17 protein-coding genes are annotated in these 21,526 nt (G+C 41.3%); 9 read left to right on the forward strand and 8 right to left on the reverse strand.

Going from position 1 to position 21,526, the window contains the following annotated elements:
• Positions 1–215: 215 nt before the first annotated feature.
• From QZT69_RS13120 to QZT69_RS13130, 3 genes are all read right to left on the reverse strand, one after another.
• Positions 216–809, reverse strand: coding sequence for a hypothetical protein (locus QZT69_RS13120; RefSeq protein ID WP_294674898.1), 594 nt, complete (start codon positions 807–809; stop codon positions 216–218).
• A gap of 23 nt (positions 810–832) precedes the next feature.
• On the reverse strand, positions 833–2,488 hold the full coding sequence (locus QZT69_RS13125) for a peptide MFS transporter (RefSeq protein WP_294674900.1): 1,656 nt from the start codon (positions 2,486–2,488) through the stop codon (positions 833–835).
• 65 nt (positions 2,489–2,553) lie between these two features.
• Complete coding sequence (locus tag QZT69_RS13130; RefSeq protein ID WP_294674902.1) at positions 2,554–4,413, reverse strand: peptide MFS transporter; 1,860 nt, start codon at positions 4,411–4,413, stop codon at positions 2,554–2,556.
• Between the two features lie 92 nt (positions 4,414–4,505).
• Between QZT69_RS13130 and QZT69_RS13135 the strand changes: the two genes are divergently transcribed.
• The 4 genes from QZT69_RS13135 (at position 4,506) to QZT69_RS19190 (ending at position 8,270) form a co-directional block, all read left to right on the forward strand.
• A complete protein-coding gene (locus QZT69_RS13135; protein WP_294674905.1) occupies positions 4,506–5,156 on the forward strand; it encodes a TatD family hydrolase in 651 nt (216 codons plus the stop codon).
• A complete protein-coding gene (locus tag QZT69_RS13140) occupies positions 5,149–5,886 on the forward strand; it encodes a tRNA threonylcarbamoyladenosine dehydratase (RefSeq protein ID WP_294674908.1) in 738 nt (245 codons plus the stop codon). Before QZT69_RS13135 ends, QZT69_RS13140 begins: the two co-directional genes overlap by 8 nt.
• Before the next feature lie 48 nt (positions 5,887–5,934).
• Positions 5,935–7,854, forward strand: coding sequence for a M1 family metallopeptidase (locus QZT69_RS13145; RefSeq protein WP_294674910.1), 1,920 nt, complete (start codon positions 5,935–5,937; stop codon positions 7,852–7,854).
• Between the two features lie 236 nt (positions 7,855–8,090).
• Complete coding sequence (locus QZT69_RS19190; protein WP_367242253.1) at positions 8,091–8,270, forward strand: hypothetical protein; 180 nt, start codon at positions 8,091–8,093, stop codon at positions 8,268–8,270.
• A gap of 404 nt (positions 8,271–8,674) precedes the next feature.
• On the opposite strand, the gene QZT69_RS13150 is transcribed toward QZT69_RS19190, so the two are convergent.
• Positions 8,675–9,274 carry a transposase gene (locus tag QZT69_RS13150; RefSeq protein WP_294674911.1) on the reverse strand — a complete coding sequence of 200 codons (600 nt, stop codon included), beginning with the start codon at positions 9,272–9,274 and terminating at the stop codon, positions 8,675–8,677.
• Between the two features lie 104 nt (positions 9,275–9,378).
• Positions 9,379–12,006, reverse strand: coding sequence for a valine--tRNA ligase (locus tag QZT69_RS13155; protein WP_294674913.1), 2,628 nt, complete (start codon positions 12,004–12,006; stop codon positions 9,379–9,381).
• A gap of 165 nt (positions 12,007–12,171) precedes the next feature.
• Between QZT69_RS13155 and QZT69_RS13160 the strand changes: the two genes are divergently transcribed.
• Positions 12,172–12,861, forward strand: a complete 690-nt coding sequence (locus QZT69_RS13160; protein ID WP_294674915.1) for a DUF2459 domain-containing protein — start codon at positions 12,172–12,174, stop codon at positions 12,859–12,861.
• A 308-nt stretch (positions 12,862–13,169) separates the two neighbouring features.
• On the opposite strand, the gene QZT69_RS13165 is transcribed toward QZT69_RS13160, so the two are convergent.
• Both QZT69_RS13165 and QZT69_RS13170 read right to left on the reverse strand, forming a co-directional pair.
• Positions 13,170–13,673 (reverse strand): hypothetical protein, encoded by a 504-nt coding sequence (locus tag QZT69_RS13165; protein WP_294674916.1) that lies wholly within the window; start codon positions 13,671–13,673, stop codon positions 13,170–13,172.
• A gap of 49 nt (positions 13,674–13,722) precedes the next feature.
• The gene (locus QZT69_RS13170) at positions 13,723–15,834 is read right to left on the reverse strand and encodes a Tex family protein (protein WP_294674918.1); all 2,112 of its coding nucleotides are present in this window, start codon (positions 15,832–15,834) and stop codon (positions 13,723–13,725) included.
• A gap of 160 nt (positions 15,835–15,994) precedes the next feature.
• Between QZT69_RS13170 and QZT69_RS13175 the strand changes: the two genes are divergently transcribed.
• The 4 genes from QZT69_RS13175 (at position 15,995) to QZT69_RS13190 (ending at position 19,764) form a co-directional block, all read left to right on the forward strand.
• Positions 15,995–17,704 carry a T9SS type A sorting domain-containing protein gene (locus tag QZT69_RS13175; RefSeq protein WP_294674921.1) on the forward strand — a complete coding sequence of 570 codons (1,710 nt, stop codon included), beginning with the start codon at positions 15,995–15,997 and terminating at the stop codon, positions 17,702–17,704.
• 73 nt (positions 17,705–17,777) lie between these two features.
• Complete coding sequence (locus QZT69_RS13180) at positions 17,778–18,251, forward strand: septal ring lytic transglycosylase RlpA family protein (RefSeq protein ID WP_294674923.1); 474 nt, start codon at positions 17,778–17,780, stop codon at positions 18,249–18,251.
• Between the two features lie 20 nt (positions 18,252–18,271).
• Positions 18,272–19,333, forward strand: coding sequence for a CaiB/BaiF CoA-transferase family protein (locus QZT69_RS13185; RefSeq protein ID WP_294674926.1), 1,062 nt, complete (start codon positions 18,272–18,274; stop codon positions 19,331–19,333).
• The gene (locus QZT69_RS13190) at positions 19,330–19,764 is read left to right on the forward strand and encodes a GNAT family N-acetyltransferase (protein WP_294674928.1); all 435 of its coding nucleotides are present in this window, start codon (positions 19,330–19,332) and stop codon (positions 19,762–19,764) included. Before QZT69_RS13185 ends, QZT69_RS13190 begins: the two co-directional genes overlap by 4 nt.
• Here QZT69_RS13190 and QZT69_RS13195 read toward each other — a convergent pair.
• Positions 19,756–21,255: a histidine kinase dimerization/phosphoacceptor domain -containing protein gene (locus QZT69_RS13195; RefSeq protein ID WP_294674929.1), complete on the reverse strand. Its 1,500-nt coding sequence runs from the start codon at positions 21,253–21,255 to the stop codon at positions 19,756–19,758. The two genes, QZT69_RS13190 and QZT69_RS13195, sit on opposite strands and share 9 nt — an antisense overlap.
• Positions 21,256–21,526 lie beyond the last annotated feature (271 nt).

Genomic DNA, 21,526 nt, shown 5'->3' on the forward strand with positions numbered 1-21,526 from the left:
TTTTTTATTCTGGCAAGCCTTTCTAAAAAAAATATTTTTTCTCTTTTCAAATCCCTCCGTTTCCGGTGTGCTTATCGTTCTAAGCGGTGGCAAAGGTACCCACTTATTTTACTTCTGCAAGGGTTTTTGAATATTATTTTCTTCTCTTTTTAGAAACCACCTCTTAACATACTGATAATGGATTGGTTATAGTCTGAAAAAATATTGAGTTTTTTTCAGGATCGGAGATAGAACTCTTTCAATTGGCCTATTATCGGCGCATTTAAGGTTGTAAACGCTTCCTTTGTCTGCACTTCTTTGAGGATACTTTGCACTAAAACCGGGTTTAACAACACGTACTTTCCATCGGAAATTCTCAATTCCCCCGTATTATTTGTTTGATCAAAGACTATCATCATCCCTCTTAGAGACCTGTATGACTCATTATATACTGTCAAAATTTGGAATAAAGCATAGGCAAGCATGTCTTCAGTATCCAATTCTTCCCTGGTAGTATCGTCAAATTGCAAATCGGAAAGCAGTTTTCCCATTCGTTTTTCCAATACTTTCTTTTCCGACTGAGACATATTCCGGTATATCGGGCTAAGTTCATTCAAATAATAACGATGATTCACATTGAACTTTACCGCATCCATAGACAGCTTTTCTTTTAATGCTCGTCGCAACCAAATACGCAATGAGATCGTGGTTAACACAATTAAAACAAAACCGGCAACTTTTGCAGGAACAATCAATCCCCTATCTAATAGAACGGGTACTGCTATTAATAAAAGAACTATCGGAATTAAAAGTGCCAAAAAACGTTTCATACTATATATAGGTATATCACTATTTATTTGTTCTGTTCTCTAAACACTTTCAGCAGCCACGGAAGAAGTACAATCAATATCAATGTTGCACCCATCATTAAATAAAAGTTCAGCATAAAGAAAGATGATTTATCATCATACTGATCCCAAAGCGATGCGATCACACCGCTCAGCTTGTTACCTATAGAGGTTGAAATGAACCACGCCCCCATCAACAAAGCGGTCAATCTTGCAGGTGCTAACTTGGAAACCATGGATAATCCGATCGGGGACAAACACAATTCTCCAACGGTAATCACACCATAGGCTCCGAAGAACCACCACAAACTGGATTTAATTTCTCCGTTCATCGATGCTTTTGCCGCCGCAACCATTACCAAACAAGACAAGCCTGTAATGAATAAACCTAAAACAAACTTGATCGGAATCGATGGTTCCATTTTACGGCTTCTTAAAAAACGGAATATTGCAACGATTAAAGGTGTAAGTACAATTACCCAGAACGGATTGACCGATTGAAAAATATTCGAATTGAAGACAACGACCTCCTGACCGGGTTTCAACTCATTGACTTTTTCATAGTTTTTAAAGTAGCTCGGGTACTGAATTGCCTTCTCATCTCCTGCTTTTCGGAATTGATTATCCAAAACCTGGGTTGAATCTTTCGATTTTTCATACTTGATCGTTCCGGCAAGGTACATTCCTTTTAATCCGCTGCTAACGGATTTCGGCACATCGCGATTCGTATAATTGTCGGCCCAGGTATTTAATACAGTTCCATTCTGTTTGAAAATCGCCCAAAAAGGAATCACTGCCAAACACACCACCAAAATCGCACTCACAACTCTCCGCTCATTCTTCGGCGAGGTGAACAATACATATCCGAAGAAAAAGATTACCGGAATACAAGCAAACAAGAACGCATCCGTCACATCATCTTTTACCAAATAAGAATGCTCATTTGTTTCCGAAGGAACTCCATTAATAAAGTAACCGATAATCGCAAACAAAACTGCCGGAACCACAACGATCATCAAGTCAATCCACCAGGGTTTCTCTCCCGGAGCTGCAACCTTCTTCACATCACCTGAAACATAGTGTTTATTTCCGATCAGGAAAACTCCCACTCCGATAAACATCCCGACACCCGCTCCGACAAATGCCATGGAATAACCATACTTGTTCATCAGAAATGCAGAAACAATGTTGCACACAAACGCTCCAACGTTGATCCCCATGTAGAAGATGTTGTAACCTTCGTCTTTTTGCCCCCGAAATTCATCCGTATTGTAAAGATTCCCCAGAAGAGTCGAAATATTGGGTTTGAATAATCCATTCCCGGCGATAACCAAAATCATCCCGGTATAGAGCATTGCAAAAGTATGAACTCCCATCATGCAGTACCCTACTCCCATCATCAATCCGCCCAGGACAATCGGCAACCTGTAACCCAAAATACGATCGGCAAGCAAACCACCTATAAACGGAGTGAAAAACACCAGGGCGATGAATGTTCCGTATAAACTTGCGGACTCGGCTTCGGTCATTTGAAAACCATGATTGACATCCTTCAGATAGAAGGTAAAAATCCCGATCATTAAATAATAACCGAAACGTTCCCACATTTCTGTGAGGAATAAATAAGGTAATGCTTTGGGGTGTTTGCGTTGTTTTTCCATGGCCTTTTAACTAAAAAAGTCCCCCGTCGTAGCGGAGGACTTTAAATATATATTGTTTGTGTGTACTATTTCACACCATTCATCATTTTCACTAAGAACTTGCTTAACAAGAATAGAATTATTGCTGATCCTCCTGCTAAGTATACGAACAACCAGAAGAATGATTTCAAGTCGGTAATTTTAATTCCTATAAACGATTTTTCTTTATTTACAGCCTTCTTTGCAAATTCAATCTTCTTTTCCTGGATGATTTTTGCATTTGCATTGATTGTTTTCTCGTCGTTCTTATCTTTTACTTCAGCAAATAAACGATCAAACTTAATATCGGAGAATTTCACTTCAACCGGCTTCCCTTTATCGTCGACCACCTTCACTGTATCTGCCGGTGTGGCTTTTTTCACTTCATCAACCAACAAGTACACTTTGTGTGTATCTGTAGTAAACTCCTTTTCCAAAGCACGAACTTCTGTACCTGTTAAAACAGGATCCGGGTAGAAAGAGCTTAAGAATCCTGCAAAGTTGTTTGCCGCAGCAGTACTTAAGAACCAAACCCCCATCAATAAAGATGCAAAACGTACAGGCGCTAATTTGTTCACCATTGAAAGTCCGATCGGAGACAAGAACAACTCACCCACTGTGTGGATGAAGTACAATCCTGTCAACCAAATGATACTCACTTTTACTCCCGGCTCTACTCCGTCAACTCCGATTGCGATAAACACATACCCCAAAGCCAGGAATAACAAACCGAAAGCTTGCTTATAAGGTGATGCAGGCTCCATGTTTTTCTTTGCCAATTTCGTCCACAGAATAGAAATCAGCGGAGCCAGGATCACAATGAACACTGCATTAAAGCTATTGAACCAGCTTGCAGGCATGGAAAACCCAAGAATATCTCTGTTTGTCTGCTCGGCGGCGAAGAATGTTAAAGAAGCACCTGCCTGCTCGAATGCAGCCCAGAAGAAGATTACGAAAAATGCAACAATGTAAATTACCCAAATACGCTGCTTCTCTATTTTATTCAAGGATTTATCCGTAATAATAATGAACGGAATACTGATTGAGATAGCAAAAATTGCAGCTGAAATATAGTTGTTCACCGTATCAATCATGGTTTCATCTTCTGCCATAAAGACAAAGAAACGCAGCAATACTAATACTACCATTCCAACAAGTACACCAACATATACGTTGCTATTTGATTTCTTACCTACAGGAGCTTCTCCCATTTCTTCAGCAGAAAGACGTTGTTTATTCGGGATTTTTCCAATTGGCTCACCCTCAGGCGTTACCAATACCTTATTCTTTCTCATCTCAAACGTGATCACTGAAATGATCATACCGATACAAGCACACAAGAATCCCCATTTAAAAGCTCCGGGAAGAATATTCCCCGCAGCATCATAACGTTCTCCCAAATAACCACAAATCAATGGTGCAATGAAAGCTCCAAGGTTGATTCCCATATAGAAAATGGTGTAAGCAGCATCTTTACGCTTATCTGTTTCAGCATATAACTGGCCAACCAATGTGGAGATATTCGGCTTGAAGAATCCGTTTCCGAAGATCAAAAACGTCAATCCGACAATCATCAAGATCAATGCCACGCTGTGATTAGAATAAAGCGATGCTGAAAAGAACATGAATAATTGTCCGATTGCCATCATCACACCTCCTACAAAAATGGACTTTCTGTTACCCCAAATGTTATCAGCAAAATAACCACCGATAATCGGAGTTAAATAAACCAAACTGGTATAGGAACCATAGATTCCTGAAGCTGTTTCCTTATCAAACATCAATGCGTTAATCAGGAACAGGGTAAATAGGGCACGCATTCCATAATAGGAGAAACGTTCCCACATTTCAGTGGTAAATAACAGATATAATCCTTTTGGATGTCCTTTCGGAGTCGAATTTTCCATATTTCGATTTAATTTTTAGCGTCGGTGAAAATAGGCAAAAAATGGTTGATTGGTTCAGATTGTCTTAAATTTAACGGATCGATTATTGTTTAATGACTGATTTAGAGGACCTTTTCGATTCGCATACGCATCATTTTGACTCCAAAAACCGGGCAATTGTGCAGCTTACGGAACTATTTCCGGATAAATTACCTCCTTTTTTCTCGTTCGGCGTCCATCCAAAGGAAAATGACTTCGACATGGAGGAAATCGGAAAAACTTGTTTCCGTTTGAATGAATACAAAGGATTTCTGGCAATAGGTGAAATCGGGCTCGACAATCGGTACGACTCTGCTGAAGTACAGGAAGAATTATATGTTTACCAGCTCAAACTGGCTTCTGAATTAAGCAAACCTATTATCCTTCACTGCGTAAATTCCTGGGACAGATGTCGTTTTCTTCACGAAAAACATGCTCCTGAAACAACGCTGATCTATCACGGATTCAACAAAGCTTCAATCGTTAAACAGGTCCTGGAATATCCCCGAAGTATCATCAGCATCGGTGAATCTGTTTTATCCAATCCAAAGCTCCGCCTGGCTGTTGAACAAATCCCGTTGCACCGCTTGCTGCTTGAGACAGATATGGGTAACCACGAATTGATTGACACCTATAAATCAGTCTCTGAGATAAAAAGCGTATCTTTGCGGGCCTTAACCGAACAACTGGACCAAAACGCAAAAAGAATTTTTAAGTATGATTAAGTGGTTGGAGCGTACAGAGTTGATTCTTGGACCAAAAGAAATGGACCGTTTGAAATCTGCTCATGTACTCATTGTGGGACTTGGTGGAATCGGGTCTTTTGCAGGTGAATTCATTGCACGCGCAGGAGTGGGAACAATGACTATTATTGATGGTGATGCCTTCGATATAACCAATAAAAACCGTCAGTTAACCGCATTGGATTCCACAATCGGAAAAAACAAAGCAGTTGTTTTGGGTGAGCGCATCAAAGACATCAATCCGGATATTACCCTGAACATTGTGGAAGAGTTTGTAACTCCGGAACGTGTTTGGGAACTATTGGACCAATATAAGCCCAATTACGTCATGGACTGCATCGACAGTGTGACACCGAAACTGGAATGGATCATTGCCTGTAAAAGCAAAAAAATCAAAGTGATCACGCATTTAGGTGCGGGAGGAAAAGTTGATCCTTCGCGGGTTCAGGTTACCAGGCTTCCGAACAGCCACAATTGTAAATTGGGAGCACACATCAAAAAGAGACTGAAGAAAAAAGGAGTCGCTTTTGAAAAGATCAAATGTGTTTATTCCTCAGAACTGCAGCAAAAAGATTCGTTGAAAATGACCGACGGCTCTAATTTTAAGCGTTCATTTTACGGAACTGTCAGTTACATGCCGGCACTATTCGGGTTAATGGGAGCCGCGGAAGTAATTCGTTACCTGACCAAAAAAGATGAAAAATCAAACTAGGATCAAATGCAAAGAAAAAAGTATATTCGCATACCTCAAACTGAAAAAATGAAACTAAAATCCCTGTTCGGCATTGCTGCACTGGCTATACTTTTGCCTGCTTGCGGAAACGATCCGGATCCTTTAAATAAAGATCAATCGATCAATGGTATAGTAGCCGGTCATGATGCCCATTCTTATTCCAACACGGACGCAATCCGTACAAAGCACCTGGATTTGGAATTGGATGTAGACTTCGAAAAAAAGACAATCTATGGAGTTGCACGCCATCGCATGGAGCGATTAAAAGATACGGATACAGCTATTTTCGATATCAACGGACCTGAGATCCAAAAGGTAACTTTGGGAAAAAAGGGACAGGAGATAGAAACCGATTTCATCATCGGATCCATGCAGGAATTTATCGGTCAGCCTTTGAGCATCAGGATCGACAAGAACACGGAATATATCAACATTTATTACAAAACGACTGAAAATGCAGGCGCTCTGGACTGGATGGAACCGGAATTGACAGAAGGAAAAGAACACCCTTACCTGTACACACAGGGTCAGGCCATTTTGACCCGTACATGGATCCCGGTACAGGGAACTCCGGCAAACAGAATTACTTACAGCGCAGATGTAACCGTTCCATCCGAATTGATGGCTTTGATGAGTGCCTCCAATCCAACGGAGAAAAATCCGGAAGGGAAATACCACTTCGAAATGAAGCAGCCGATTCCGGCTTATCTGATTGCTTTGGCAGTTGGCAATCTTGAATACAAAGCTTTAGGTAAAAACTGTGGCGTTTATACTGAACCGGAAATGCTCGACAAAGCAGTTTGGGAATTTAACGACCTTCCTAAAATGATCCAGGCAGCTGAGAACTTATACGGACCTTATCAATGGGAACAATATGATGTAATCGTTCTGCCTTACTCATTTCCTTTCGGAGGAATGGAAAATCCGCGTTTAACTTTTGCCAATCCGACACTTATTGCCGGCGACAGAAGCGCTGTTTCCGTAATTGCTCACGAATTGGCACACTCCTGGTCCGGAAACCTGGTAACCAACGCAAGCTGGAATGATTTCTGGCTGAATGAAGGATTTACGGTTTATTTCGAGAACCGCATCATGGAAGAATTATACGGGAAAGAAGTGGCGGATATGCTTGCTTTGATCGAATTCCAGGAATTGCAGACAGAAATGGCTGAACTGGATAAAAAAGACACACATCTGAAACTTCAGCTCTCCAAGCGCAACCCGGACGATGGAATGACTTCTATTGCTTACGTGAAAGGCGCTTTCCTGTTAAAAACACTTGAACGTGATTTCGGAAGACAACGTTTCGATACTTTCCTGAAAAAGTATTTCAAAGACCATGCTTTCCAAACACTTACAACAGAGCAGTTCAAAGCATACCTGGAAAAGAACCTGATTAGCCAAACAGACATCAAGTTCAACATCGATGAGTGGTTATACAAACCGGGATTGCCGAAAAACTGTTATGCTGTAAGCTCTCCGCGATTTGAAAAAATCCAGGAATTAGCTCGTGAATTTGCAAAAGGGAAAGACATTTTCAAAAAACCTGCAAAGAAAAAAGGTAAAAAACAGCTTCCGGCACTAAACCGCGATCAATATGTTCCGCAGGAATGGCAGGCATTTATCCGTGCTTTGCCTAAAAAAATGGATCCGGAGCGATTGGCTTTAATCGACGAGAAACTACGCTTCCACAATTGGGGAAATGCGGAAGTTGCCACAGAATGGTATGTACTTGGAATCAACTCGAATTACACGGCAATCCGTCCGGATATTGAAAAATTCATTTCCAAAGTAGGCCGCCGGAAATTCTTACTGCCGATTTATACAGCGGCAAATAACAATTCCGAAAGCAAACAGTGGGGATTGGAAGTCTATAAACGATACCGGAATAATTACCATCCCGTTTCGATAGCAACAATGGATGATTTGTTGGGGTATAAGCCATAAATAAATTAATGATAGTTGATAAACAGTGGGCACGCGATTAATCGCGTGCCCACTGTTTATTTATAACAAATCAAATAATTCCTTTTCCACCACGAATAATCAAGACCTTCCTTCCCCTCCTAAAACAACCGGAATTCTTCCTCCGGATGCATTCATTCACCATGAGTTTTCTGTATCCAAAGCGGCAAACCCGCATTTACATCCCGCGTGAATTGAATGGCTTAGGAGGCTGAGTCATTTTTGAGGTTGCACACACCCGGCAAAACAGCGTTCTTTATCGGCACATCGATGAAAAAATTATCGGTTCTACTTCAGATATCCATCAAATCTCTGTTCAACCTGAAAAAGGTAAACACCAGGTGACAGTAGTGGATGAAACGGGTGTTTTATTAACCGAATCGTTTGAAGTTCTTTAGTACTCATCAGCCAAAAACAACTGTTTAATCCATGAAAGCTACAGTTAAGGTTTTTTAGGGATTTTAATTACAACCATTCGACTATTCCTGCGTTAATTGGGAAAACCCTGACGATGAATGTCAGGATTAAAAGAAAACAACGCTAAACTTTGTCAATCATGAACGTTACAACGATTAATCAACTGGAAACATACAAGGCTATCGAAGCAGTTTGTGTGAGCAACCATTCTTGTTGGACCCATGTCAAAGAGTTTCGCGGGGCATTTTCGCGGTTCGCGTTAAAAGTTGCTCAATTGGATCTGTTATCTGAAAACGGAAACCCTTCATTAAATCCTCGTTTGGAGTATTTGATCAAAGAGATTGAACAGATTTTGAAGACACATTTCGACCGTTACTTCGATTACTTACAACAGAAGAACAGCGAAATCTATCAAGTTTATCAAGGCATTCGGAGAAGCAGCTAATTGGTTTTTATCTATCACGTTTTGTAGCGCAGGATTGATAGGTAAACCATGCTTCTTCCGATTATTCAGAATATAAGAGATGGTGTTTAGTAATTGATCCGAATTGCGAATCACCTTGCAATGATACTTCTGGGTCCAAAAAGGAATCGATTTATCCTTTAATATTCTCGGTTCGTATTTCCCGTTCGTCGCGTCAAGGGGATTAATCCCCTTGGCCGCGCGATGCGCGTTACACGCACGGGCAGTTCGACCCTTTATGCGATGCATAATCTTCGGAATTTCATCTATTTCGCAATAGACCAGCAAATGCATGTGGTCTCTACAAAGATTAAGTGCCACAACAACAAAATCCATTTCATTCGACAAACAAAAGACTTCTTTCGCTATTAAAGTTTCTTCTTCCATATTCATATAGTAAACTTCCGGATACGGAAGAGTTCCAAAAAAGCGCCTTTGACGTACTCTGTAATCGATCATCCGTTGAGAAGTTCTGCTGTCATGAAGATTGGTAGTTAAATGAAAATAAGCATATTGATTCATGTTCGAAAAGTTATTTTCTTATATAAGCTAAGAAAAAAGTTCGCTTGAAACAACAAAAAAAGGTGCCCGAAAGCACCTTTTCTATAATTGATTTTCATTTGAATTTAATTCAAACTCGCCAGTTTCTCTTCTAAAATGGCAATCTTCTGTAAGGCATCTGCTTCTTTTTTGCGCTCATTGGCCAAAACTTGTTCAGGTGCACCGTTAACGAATTTCTCGTTCCCCAGTTTACCCTGTACACTTTTCAGGAATCCCTTCGTGTAGTTCAATTCTTCTTCCATTTTCTCTTTTTCTGCGGATACATCAATTGCTTCTCCAAAAGGAATGAAGTACTCATTGGACTGAACCAGGAACGAATTGGCATTAGCTACCTTATCTGTGGTATATTCCATCAACGAAAGATTACCCATTTTCAGGATCACCGGATCAAAAGCAGGATCGATCTCATTGTTTTTCTTAACGAACAATTCAATACGAACTTTGTTAGCGATGTTATTCTTCTTGCGGATATTTCGGATATTGGTAACTACATCTTCGGCAATAACAAACTGTTTCAATACAGAATCGTCATAAGCTTCTGCTACGGGCCACTTTGCAATGATGATATCCTCACCTTCTTTGCGTTCTCTCAGCAAATGCCACAATTCTTCGGCAACGAACGGAGTAAACGGCTGAAGCAGGCACAACAATTTCTCAAAGAAAACAATGGTTTGATCCATTGTTGCCTGATCGATCGGCTGTTCGTATCCCGGCTTGATCATTTCCAGATACCAGGCACAGAAATCATCCCAAACCAATTTGTAAATTGCCATCAATGCTTCGGAAATTTTGAATTTTGCCATCAACTCATTGATATTCTCCAACTCCTGGTTGAAACGTGCGTTGAACCATTCAATTGCTTTGACGGAAGCTTTTGGCTGTTCGATCGGTTTTACTTCCCAACCTTTCACCAAACGAGCTGCATTCCAGATCTTATTGGTGAAGTTTCTTCCCTGTTCGCACTGACTGGAATCGAAAGGTAAATCGTTTCCTGCCGGAGAAGAGATCAAAATCCCCAAACGAACGCCGTCTGCCCCGTATTTTTCGATCAGTTCAATCGGATCCGGAGAATTCCCAAGTGATTTGGACATTTTACGCCCTAGTTTATCGCGAACTATTCCGGTATAATATACATTTCTGAAAGGCAATTCTCCCATGTATTCGTAACCCGCAATGATCATACGAGCTACCCAGAAGAACATAATTTCCGGAGCAGTTACCAAATCGTTTGTCGGATAGTAATACTTGATCTCTTTGTTTCCGGGCTGAGTCAATCCGTTAAATACGGAAATTGGCCATAACCAGGAAGAGAACCAGGTATCCAATACGTCTTCGTCTTGTTTCAAGTCGGATGCAGTAAGTGTTTTTCCAGCTTTCTGTGAAGCCAAAATAACGGCCTCTTCACTGGTTTTTGCAATCACGAAATCTTCCGAACCTTCCCCGAAATACCATGCAGGAATGCGATGTCCCCACCACAATTGACGGGAAATGCACCAATCCTTCACATTTTCCATCCAGTGACGATAGGTATTCTTGAACTTATCTGGGTGGAACGAAATATTCCCGTTCATTACGTTTTCCAAAGCAGGCTGCGCCAATTCTTTCATCGACACAAACCACTGCAGAGACAAACGCGGCTCAATCACACAATTTGTTCTTTCGGAATAACCGATTTTATTGATATGATCTTCGACCTTCACCAAATAGCCTTTGTCGTCCAGTTCTTTGGCAATTTCCTTACGAACATCGAAACGGTCCATACCTGCATAATGCAGACCATTTTCGTTTACAATTCCATTATCATTGAAAATATCAATCGTCTCAAGCTCGTATTTCTTACCTAATTCGTAGTCATTTACATCATGTGCAGGAGTTACTTTCAAACAGCCTGTCCCGAATTCCATTTCTACGTATTCGTCACAAATAATCGGAATAGTACGGTTCGCTATAGGAACAATTGCGTGTTTCCCGTGCAGATGCTTGTATCGCTCGTCATCCGGGTGAATACATATTGCAGAATCCCCCAAAATCGTTTCCGGACGAGTGGTTGCAATTGTCAGCCACTGATCATCTGTTCCGGCTACTTTGTATCGCACATGGAACAATTTTGAGTTTACCTCTTTATGGATTACTTCTTCATCGGAAAGAGCAGTGCGTGCTTCCGGATCCCAATTGATCATACGCACACCGCGATAAATCTTTCCTTTATTAAATAAGTCGATGAATACATCAATTACCGAATCCGAATACTCCGGATCCATTGTAAAAGCAGTTCTTTCCCAATCGCAGGAAGCACCAAGCTTGCGTAATTGCTGCAAGATGATTCCTCCGTACTGCTCTTTCCATTCGAAAGCATGCTTCAGGAATTCATCACGCGTTAAGTCTGATTTTTTAATGCCTTGTTCTCTTAATCGATGAACAACTTTTGCTTCGGTAGCAATAGATGCATGGTCCGTTCCCGGAACCCAGCATGCGTTCTTACCTTCCATTCGCGCTTTGCGAACCAATACGTCCTGAATGGTATTATTCAACATGTGTCCCATGTGTAAGACTCCCGTTACATTCGGCGGAGGAATGACGACGGTAAACGGCTCACGATCATCTGGTTCTGAATGAAAGTAACCCTTAGCCATCCAATGGCTGTACCATCGTTCTTCTGCTGAACGGGGTTCGTACGTTTTTGGAATTTCCATGTTGTTGTTTTTAAATCCTGACATTCATCGTCAGGGTTAATTTTTATTTATTTAAGTTGCAACGCTTGGGCTAAAGCTTCAGCGAAGGCACAAAGGTACTAAAATGAGGTGATTTATCAAGGTTGGAAAACCATCAATTTCACTATTTTTGAATCAAATGAGTATATGAAAAAAACGGTGAGCATATTTTCCAAAAGCATTCGGATTTTCTTTGAAATGCTGTTTGCATTTATCTGCATCTACATGCTGATTTTCCTTGTCATCTCTCCGTTTAGCATAGCAGCTGAAAAAACAACCGATCCCAAAACCGAAACTATTTACCTTTCCACAAACGGCATTCATTCGGATATTATTTTACCGATCAGGCATCCTTTGAAAGACTGGAAAAAAACACTGGGCCTTGAAAAAAAACTAGCGGTTGACACTTTTCAAACGCATTTAAAATTTGGCTGGGGAGATAAAAAGTTCTTTCTAAAGACCAAGGAATGGAGCGATATGGAAGTTGGTACGGTTTTAAATACTGTATTCGGAAGAGGTCCGGGAGCTATGCATTTGATTCTGTGCACCCCAAAAGATTTGGATAAAAAGAGTTTGGTGGAATTGCATTTGACGAAGAAACAATACCTGCGCTTATGTGCTTTTATCCACCGCAGTTTCCAATTTGAGAATGGGCAAGCAAAGGCGATCGAAAACCATCCATACGGAACTTATGATTTCTTTTTTGATTCCAGTATTGAGTACAATATGACTTATACGTGCAATACCTGGACGAATAATGCGTTGAAGCGCGGCGGACAAAAAGCTTGTGTCTGGACACCGTTTAAGGGAGCGATTTTCTCGAAATACGCTCATTGATCGTCTGCATCCCAGTAAAAACCCGGTTTGCCATTTGGCAAATTTGCGAATTACGTTTTGAAAACGGATTCAGATCCAGACTGACAATTTCTCTCCATCTGCTCAAAATGACGGATCCCACACGTGCGGGATTTACTAAGTGATACCAAGGCTTTGGAACAACAATCTGCAGAAAACAAAAATCCCCGAACCTCAGAAATGCGGATAAACCAAAAGGGGCTGTCTGCCCCCTTTCTTAAATCTTTTTTACGACTGCTCTAATCCCGGATATCCGGGATCTGTATCGAATCGCCAGCTAATGCTGACTCTTATTTCTTTCCTTTTCCGTTTCCGTTACCCTTTCCATTCGATTTCCCCGAATTTCCGGTTGACTTCCCATTCCCTTTATCACTTCCGGTAGCTTTTGGCTTCGAATTTCCTTTCGATTTGTCTTTCACTTTTCCTTTCAAAGCGTGAAATTCAGCAGAGCCCGGTTTGATCCCTAATTCTTTAGCCATTGCTCCCCAGCCTTTTGATTTACTGGATCTGTAAACCGTAATAACTTGCTCAATAGGTCTTTTTGCAATATTAGCAACCTGGAAAGCCATGAAAGCATCACCTGCATTCATCCCAAGCTTAAAACAAGTTTCTACCTGTGTTGTCGTAGCGTTGAATGTTTTGATCAAATTCGCTTTGAACGCAGGCAAATCTTTATTTGCATCTGTATTCACAAGTTTCAGGCTAGCATCCAGTTCGGTGTCTCCCGATCTGTAATCTTGCCCCAAAGCGATACCGGAAACCAGTATCAATAGTAAAAAAATTGTCTTCTTCATATTAGTTGTTTTTTGAACGGTTATGTAATTATACACTTTTTATACCAAATTAATTCAATCGCTGCAAACCAATCCGCTTTCGGGCTTCATCAATCTCCACCACCCGAACTTCCACGTGCTCATGCAAAGAAATAACCTGAGTCGGGTCTTCTACATAATGATCAGCCAATTGGGATTTATGGATCAGTCCGTTTTCTTTAATTCCGATGTTCACAAAAGCACCGAAATTGGTTACATTGGTCACGATGCCGTTCAGGATCATTCCTTCTTTCAAGTCAGAAATTGTTTTGATACGGCTGTCGAATTCCAGGACTTTTGCCTGTTTTCTAGGGTCGCGTCCCGGTTTTTTCAATTCTTTGATAATATCTGTGAAAGTGAATGAATCGATCTCGGGGAAATCAGTTTGCTTCACTTCTTTCAACTTGGCTTCATTCCCGATCAAATCTTTCAGCTCAACACCTAACTTTTTCACAATTTGATTGACGAACTTATAACTTTCAGGGTGAACCGATGAATTGTCCAAAGGATTTTCTCCATCGCGCACACGTAAAAATCCTGCAGCCTGCTCGAAAGCTTTATCTCCTAATCTTTTTACTTTTTTCAGTTCATCACGTGACTTGATCCCGCCATTCTCCGTTCGATAAGCAACGATGTTTTCCGCAAGTCCCATTCCCAAACCGGAAACATAACTCAATAAATAAGGAGAAGCCGTATTCAGGTCAACTCCAACAGCATTTACTGCTGAAACAACTACATCATCCAGCGCATCTTTCAATTGTGTTTGGTTCACTTCATGCTGGTATTGACCTACTCCAACCGACTTCGGATCAATCTTCACCAATTCAGCCAGCGGGTCCATTAATCTGCGGCCAATGGAAACCGCACCGCGAACCGTTACATCGTAATCCGGGAATTCCTTTCGTGCGATAGGACTTGCCGAATAAATAGAAGCTCCGTCTTCACGAACCACATAAACATCCAGGTCGCGGTCAAAACGAATGTGCTTGATGAAGTGTTCTGTTTCTCTTCCTGCAGTTCCGTCACCTATGGCAATGGCTTCCATCTTGTATGCCTGCACCAATTGTGCAATCTTAGCCGAAGCTTTATCCTTTTCATTTTGCGGTGCATGCGGATAAATGGTTGCGTTGGTCAGCAAACTTCCATGCTCATCCAAACAAACCACTTTACATCCCGTTCTAAAACCCGGATCGATTGCCAGTGTACGTTTATTTCCAACCGGCGGTGCCAGCAGTAATTGTTTCAAATTCGTTGAAAACACGGAAATCGCTTCTTTATCTGCTTTTTCTTTGGCTTGCGCCAATAGTTCATTCTCCAGGGAAGAACACATTAAGCGTGAATAGGATTCCTTGCAGGCACGAGCTACCAAATCACCACATTCATCGTCTGTCTTGACAAAGAAACGCTCCAATGATTCCAAGGCGTCTTCTTTATCCGGTTGTGCTTTCAAAGAAAGAATTCCTTCACGCTCGGCACGGATAATTGCCAGGAAACGGTGAGATGCTGTTTTGTAAAGCGGTTCGGAAAAATCAAAATAATCACGGTATTTTGCACCTTCTTCTTCCTTTCCTTTCACCAGTTTTGAAGCCAGGATTGCTTTTCGCTGGAATAAGGTTCTTACGCGTCCACGTGCGATGGCATTCTCATTGATCCATTCTGCCATGATATCTACAGCTCCCTGGATGGCCATATCCTCATCCACTACTTCTCCTTTCAGAAAACGCTCTGCCATTTGCTCAGGGTCACCGCCGCGCTGTGACATAATCATTCGGGCCAAAGGTTCCAAACCTAGTTTCTTTGCTTTATCTCCTTTTGTCTGACGTTTTTGCTTGTATGGCAGATAAATATCTTCCAGTACCACGGAATCAAAACAGGTCAACACTTTATTCTTCAGTTCGTCCGTCAATTTCCCCTGCTCTTCAATGGATGCGATCATGGTTTGCTGACGCGCAATAATTTCATCGTACTTTTTTGCCAAATCACGGATTTGGGTAATTTGAACCTCGTCCAAACCGCCGGTCATTTCTTTCCGGTATCTCGAAATAAAAGGAACGGTTGCCCCTCCTTCCAATAAGTTAATGGTATTTTGAATTGCCTTCTCCTTTAATCCTGAGGCATTTATTACGAATTCATTTTTTTGCATAGACACAAATATAAAAGTTCGGCAATTTTCTCAGACAAGTCTGTGGAAAAAGAACTTCACAATTCAGCTTTTTACTCATTCAAATCAACAAACTAAAATAATTATCCTCAAATCATACAACCTTTGATTTTTTAGATAGTCCTTCAATAAATTATTTGCTATGAAAAAAATTTACTTGCTCTTATTACTGACAGGTTTGGTTCATGTAGCCGGATTTAGTCAGACAACCAGTTATTCGTTCTATGCCGATACCATTTCCGGATGTCAAACTACTTTTAGTGTTCAAATGACAATCGGTGCGCTAGCTGAAACCGGAGGAGTTCTATCTGTAGATTGGGGAGACGGAAACACCACTACCTACAATTATTCAACTACTTCCGGAAACATTACGCAGTATACTCAGGTAGCTCACGGCTACACACTTCCCGGGAACTATGTCGTATCGTTCAACATTTACAGTGGAACTGCCGGTGCAAATGTCGATGCAGGTCAAACAGCCAACGTGAATGCTCCCGGAGCTTCTAATTGTGGTTATTTGTGGATTTATACCATGCAGACTGCTCCTTCTGTCAATTACATGAACGTTCCATATCAGTTTACGGATGTAAACGGAACTGTCACGATCCTGCTGCCTTCATCCAGTCCCGGGACAACAACCTTTTACACAGGACTCAACCCCGCGAATGCGCCTTACACTGCTCAAATCGATCCGGCCTGGTTAGCTGCCAATGGTTTAATCCAAACGAGCCCGAATTTTACAATCACTTCATTCAATCCGAATGGAATGGCAAACAATCCACAGCAGACTATGACCGTAAGTTGCAGTATTCCCAGTCCGAACCCGGATTTTGGAGTTAGTTATGGCTGGGGAACTAATTTTGTTGCGCCTTTGCAAACAGGTCATCTGCATTTGAATATTTGCAATTATGCTTGTTCTGACACTTCTGATGTAACTGTTTCGCTTCAAATGCCGGCGAGTTTTGTACCGAATACGACCGGACTTACAAATGCGTCTGTGACAGGAAACATCCTGACTTTCGACATTCTAGGCCTTTCCGATTGCCAGTACATTCACATTCCATTTAGTTTCCCGGGAAATACTCCGGCAGGAACTCCGTATTGCTTCCAGGTTGCTCTATCGAATCCAAACGATTCTTTCCCCGGAAATAACCTGGATACAATCTGTGGTGTAGTACTTAATTCTTACGACCCTAATGAAAAGTTGGTGGACCAGCCAACCAATATCGATCCGAATACGGTACAGGAATTTGAATACGTGATCCATTTCCAGAACGATGGAAATTTTGATGCCATCGATGTTGTCATCCAGGACACAATCGCACCGAACCTGGATCTGTCGACTTTTAAATACGTGGGAGCAAAACATGGAGTTGCAACGTCAATCAATCCGACAACACGGGTTGTTACGTTCTCCTTCAACGATATTAACCTGGGACAAAGTTCTGTCGACCTGGATGCATCACAGGGATTTGTCATTTATTCGATTTCTGAAGAAGCTGGATTACCTGAGGGTTCTGTCATTGAAAATACCGCTTACATTTACTTTGACTTCAATCCGGCGATCATTACCAATACAACATATAACATCAATGAATTGCCTCTTGGATTGGATGAATACAAATCAGAAACCATCTATTTATACCCGAATCCGGCAGAAGATAAAATTAAATTTAGCGGTGCTTCTGTTACTGAAGCTTCCATTTATGACCTGACCGGAAAACAGGTATTGGAAACTAAAAACATCCTGAACAACGAGCTTTCATTAAACAATCTGCAGACAGGCATTTACCAGGTTGTTTTGAAAACAAACAGTACCACCTCAACGCAAAAATTAGTCATTAAAAAATAGTTCAAAAACACGCTTTTTTTGGCCCGGTTTCTAACATGGAACCGGGCTTTTTTGTGTTAACGAATTGTAAAATATGGCTTTAGAACTTTTCGGTTTTCCTATCTTAGCTACCCAACTTTTAATTTTAGACGGTTTGAGATATTGGATTTTAGGAATAATTGCAGGTAGTTTTTTGGTGAGTTTTCAACTTGTGCCATCGCTAAAGCTACCGGCGACATGCGATCAAACATCGTTCACACAGACAGGTAATGCAAGTTATTACTCGAACAAATTTCAAGGCAGAAGAACAGCTTCAGGCGCCACATATCATAAAGACAGCATGTATTGCGCCCACAAGTCCCTAAAATATGGAACTATCCTGAAGGTGACGAATCTAAAGAATGACTCTGTCATCGTTGTTAAGGTTGTAGACCGTATGGGAAAATCTTCTCCGCATATCATCGATCTGAGCATGGCCGGTGCTCAAAAACTGAATTTCGTAAGGAACGGGATAACCAAAGTAAAAGTTGAAGAAGTAATTCCGGTACCTGTGGCAAAAGCAGACTAAAGATTTCCTACTTTTAGGGCATGTTTGAAGATCTGAAAGTAATTGATTGCTCTACTGTTCTTGCCGGACCATCCGTAGGTACTTTCTTTGCAGAATTGGGGGCTTCGGTCACAAAAATCGAGAATCCTGCAATTCCGGATGTTACACGGTCATGGAAGTTAGCGTCCGAAGATAAAAACACTTCTGTATCAGCTTATTTTTCATCTGTAAACTACCGCAAACAATACCTGAAACTCGATTTCAAAAACGGGTCTCATCATAATCAATTGATCCATCTGATTCAAACAGCAGACATTTTCCTCTGCAACTTCAAAAAAGGAGATGCCGAAAAATTCGGTTTGAGTGATTCGTATTTACAATCTGTCAATCCGAAATTAATCATTGGAAAAATCTCCGGATTTGGTTCCGAAAGCGACAGAGTGGCCTATGACCTCATTCTCCAGGCTGAAACAGGCTTTATGTCCATGAACGGAACACCTGAGTCCGGACCTGTAAAGATGCCGGTAGCTTTGATTGATGTGCTGGCTGCACACCAATTGAAAGAGGGAATTCTGACAGCTTTGCTAAACAGGACAAAAACGCAAAAAGGTGCGGTAGTTTCTGTTTCACTATACGACGCTGCAATTGCATCCCTGGCAAACCAGGCTTCCAACTATCTAATGGCAGGACATATTCCTGAAAGAATAGGAAGTCTTCATCCGAATATCGCTCCGTACGGTGAGATTTTTATTACAAACGATGGTAAGCTGATCACTTTTGCGATCGGAAGCAATAAGCACTTTCAGCTGCTCTGTGAATTCTTAAATCTTTCTGACCTGCCTTCTGATCCGCGTTTTTCAGAAAATGTAGAACGGGTAAAGAACCGGAAAGTGTTACAGGAAATTATCACTGAGATCGTTTCACATTGCAATGCCGCAGATATTCTTGCATTTATGCACGCTCATTTCGTTCCGGCAGGCCTTATAAAAGATTTGAAGCAAGTGTTTGAAGATCCGGCGAGCCAACACCTGGTTCGAACGGAAACAATCGAACATATGCACACAAAACGTGTATCACAAATCGCTTTCCAGGTAAAATCATGATAGAAGTTAAAAAACCTGCCTCCGAACAAGACTGGGATGCTTACTACGATCTTCGTTATCGAATCCTGAGAGAGCCCCTCGGAAAAGAAAGAGGTTCCGAGCGCAATGAAGGTGATGAAACCGGTATTCATTTCACACTGGTTGAAAACAATGTATTCATTGCTGTAGCCAGATTGGACAGTGTCGATGAAACAGTCTGCCAGGCTCGTTTTGTAGCTGTAGAATCTCACCTGCAAGGCAAAGGCTACGGACGAAAGATCATGACTGCCCTGGAAAATGAAGCACGGAATCTGGGATATCGAAAATTGATCCTTCATGCGCGCGATTACGCACTGCCCTTCTATGAAAGATTGGGATACACTTTAGTCGGGCCTTCTTACAAGTTATTCGACGTACTTCAACACTTTGAAATGTTCAAAATCTTACCGTAAAGAGAAAGAAACACAAATTTTCATTCCGTTCGTTCCGTCAATATCCAAGTTACCGTTTAGGTGTTCCACCATTCCGCGAATGATATCCACACCGCTTCCGGATAATTCACGGTTTTCCTTGATTCCTCTTCCATTGTCAGAAATTTCAAGAACTCCCTTTGGTCCATGCATTTGAAAATCAATCCGGATCACACCGATCTCATTTTCTCCGAAAGCATGCTTATAGGAATTCAAAACCGCCTCGTTGATGATGATTCCTATAGATATGGCCAGTGAACTTTTTATTTCACAACTATCTATACTGGTCAATAATTGCAATTGCTTCTGAGGGAATGAAAGACTTTCACGCAGACTTTGAACCAGTCGGTTTATATATTGACTTAAAGAAATCCGCAGGTTTTTGGAATTCTCGGTAAGCATCTCATGCAGCTTCAAAATACTCTGGACCCGGTTTACAGAATCCAGCATCAGGTTCTTATGATAAGCATCCCTGGCCTTGCTAACCTGTATATTCAAAAGACTGCTGGTGATCTTCAGGTTGTTTACGATACGATGATTGGTCTCCGTCAACAATCGTTTTTGCTGACGCAGCGCTGCTTCTAATTCCTGCTGTGCAATTTTACGTTTATGTGTTTCAACTGCTAAAGAAACCATTTGTGCAGCGATTAATCCGAATTTCTGATCATTCAAAGACCAATTCCGCACTTGTTTAACCTGCTCGAAGCAAATAACTCCGATAATACTACCTTCAGACCGGAGAGGAATATCCATTATAGAAACAATGCCGTTCGGTATCAGATAAGCATCATTCAATTCGGATGTATAAGGTGACGTTTGAGCATTCGCTGCCAGGATAATCTTTTCAGTTTCGAAAAGCATGAAATAAGTCGGCATTTCAAAAACCGGAAGGGATTCCTGCGGAATCATTTTGCCTACCCTCGTATCATAATTACCTATGCATTCAATATGTTCATGAGCTTCATCGAACAACCAGGCATTTACACGAGTTACTCCGACAGCTTTAGAAGACATTTCGAGAATTTCATAGATTGCGTCATGCAGTTTACCACTCCGGATTTTCTTCGATTTGGAAAGTAATTCGATTGTCAGTGTCTTACGCAGTAAGTCCCTTCTTCTTCGTTCAATATAAGTTGCGTCAACTAAACTACCGAGTACCAGGTATTCATTCTCGTCTACTTTCCAGGCTGCCAAACGCATTCTTGAAGCAAACACACCGGTACCGCGCTTGAGCATAACCTGTAGGTCCACATACCGGGAAGTATTCAGATCACGCAGGAAATGTTCAATACGCTCATGTTCATAAGTCAGATGCTCAAAAATGGTAGTCCCCACCAAGCTTTCCCGTTCCAGCAATTTTTCCAGGTCAAAGGAAGCATGAAGGATCTTTCCGTCTTGATCAAAAATTACCAGGCTCTCATCCATTCCAGAAATGAGCTTACGCAAAGTTGATAGAATATCTTGTTGTGCCATAGCAGTTTACAATGGTCAAATGTAGTCGATTTTTTCTTACCCGGGTGAGGATTGAGACTAAGTTTTTAGTAAATTTATCGTATGCTGTATTACAATGAGCAAACTGCTGTTTTATCAGGAAATTCTAGTAAATTACAGGGCATATCAATTAAACAGGTTCAAAGGACACACTTCGACTCCGCTCAGTGTCCCTTTAAGAGCTCCCAAGACATGAGGTGACTGAGCGGAGTCGAAGGCACAAATGGTTGCACTGGAAAATAAAACAATGCTA

This window comes from uncultured Fluviicola sp. (assembly GCF_902168135.1).
Classification (GTDB): Bacteria; Bacteroidota; Bacteroidia; order Flavobacteriales_D; family Crocinitomicaceae; genus Fluviicola.

Bases quoted from the DNA above. Each gene is read 5' to 3' on its own strand.
- QZT69_RS13155 (WP_294674913.1), bottom strand. From the start codon at position 12,006: ATGGAAATTCCAAAAACGTACGAACCCCGTTCAGCAGAAGAACGATGG.
- QZT69_RS13150 (WP_294674911.1), bottom strand. From the start codon at position 9,274: ATGAATCAATATGCTTATTTTCATTTAACTACCAATCTTCATGACAGC.
- QZT69_RS13195 (WP_294674929.1), bottom strand. From the start codon at position 21,255: ATGGCACAACAAGATATTCTATCAACTTTGCGTAAGCTCATTTCTGGA.
- QZT69_RS13180 (WP_294674923.1), top strand. From the start codon at position 17,778: ATGGCTTTAGAACTTTTCGGTTTTCCTATCTTAGCTACCCAACTTTTA.
- QZT69_RS13145 (WP_294674910.1), top strand. From the start codon at position 5,935: ATGAAACTAAAATCCCTGTTCGGCATTGCTGCACTGGCTATACTTTTG.
- QZT69_RS13140 (WP_294674908.1), top strand. From the start codon at position 5,149: ATGATTAAGTGGTTGGAGCGTACAGAGTTGATTCTTGGACCAAAAGAA.
- QZT69_RS13125 (WP_294674900.1), bottom strand. From the start codon at position 2,488: ATGGAAAAACAACGCAAACACCCCAAAGCATTACCTTATTTATTCCTC.
- QZT69_RS13130 (WP_294674902.1), bottom strand. From the start codon at position 4,413: ATGGAAAATTCGACTCCGAAAGGACATCCAAAAGGATTATATCTGTTA.
- QZT69_RS13135 (WP_294674905.1), top strand. From the start codon at position 4,506: ATGACTGATTTAGAGGACCTTTTCGATTCGCATACGCATCATTTTGAC.
- QZT69_RS13170 (WP_294674918.1), bottom strand. From the start codon at position 15,834: ATGCAAAAAAATGAATTCGTAATAAATGCCTCAGGATTAAAGGAGAAG.
- QZT69_RS13190 (WP_294674928.1), top strand. From the start codon at position 19,330: ATGATAGAAGTTAAAAAACCTGCCTCCGAACAAGACTGGGATGCTTAC.
- QZT69_RS13175 (WP_294674921.1), top strand. From the start codon at position 15,995: ATGAAAAAAATTTACTTGCTCTTATTACTGACAGGTTTGGTTCATGTA.
- QZT69_RS13185 (WP_294674926.1), top strand. From the start codon at position 18,272: ATGTTTGAAGATCTGAAAGTAATTGATTGCTCTACTGTTCTTGCCGGA.
- QZT69_RS13165 (WP_294674916.1), bottom strand. From the start codon at position 13,673: ATGAAGAAGACAATTTTTTTACTATTGATACTGGTTTCCGGTATCGCT.
- QZT69_RS13120 (WP_294674898.1), bottom strand. From the start codon at position 809: ATGAAACGTTTTTTGGCACTTTTAATTCCGATAGTTCTTTTATTAATA.
- QZT69_RS13160 (WP_294674915.1), top strand. From the start codon at position 12,172: ATGAAAAAAACGGTGAGCATATTTTCCAAAAGCATTCGGATTTTCTTT.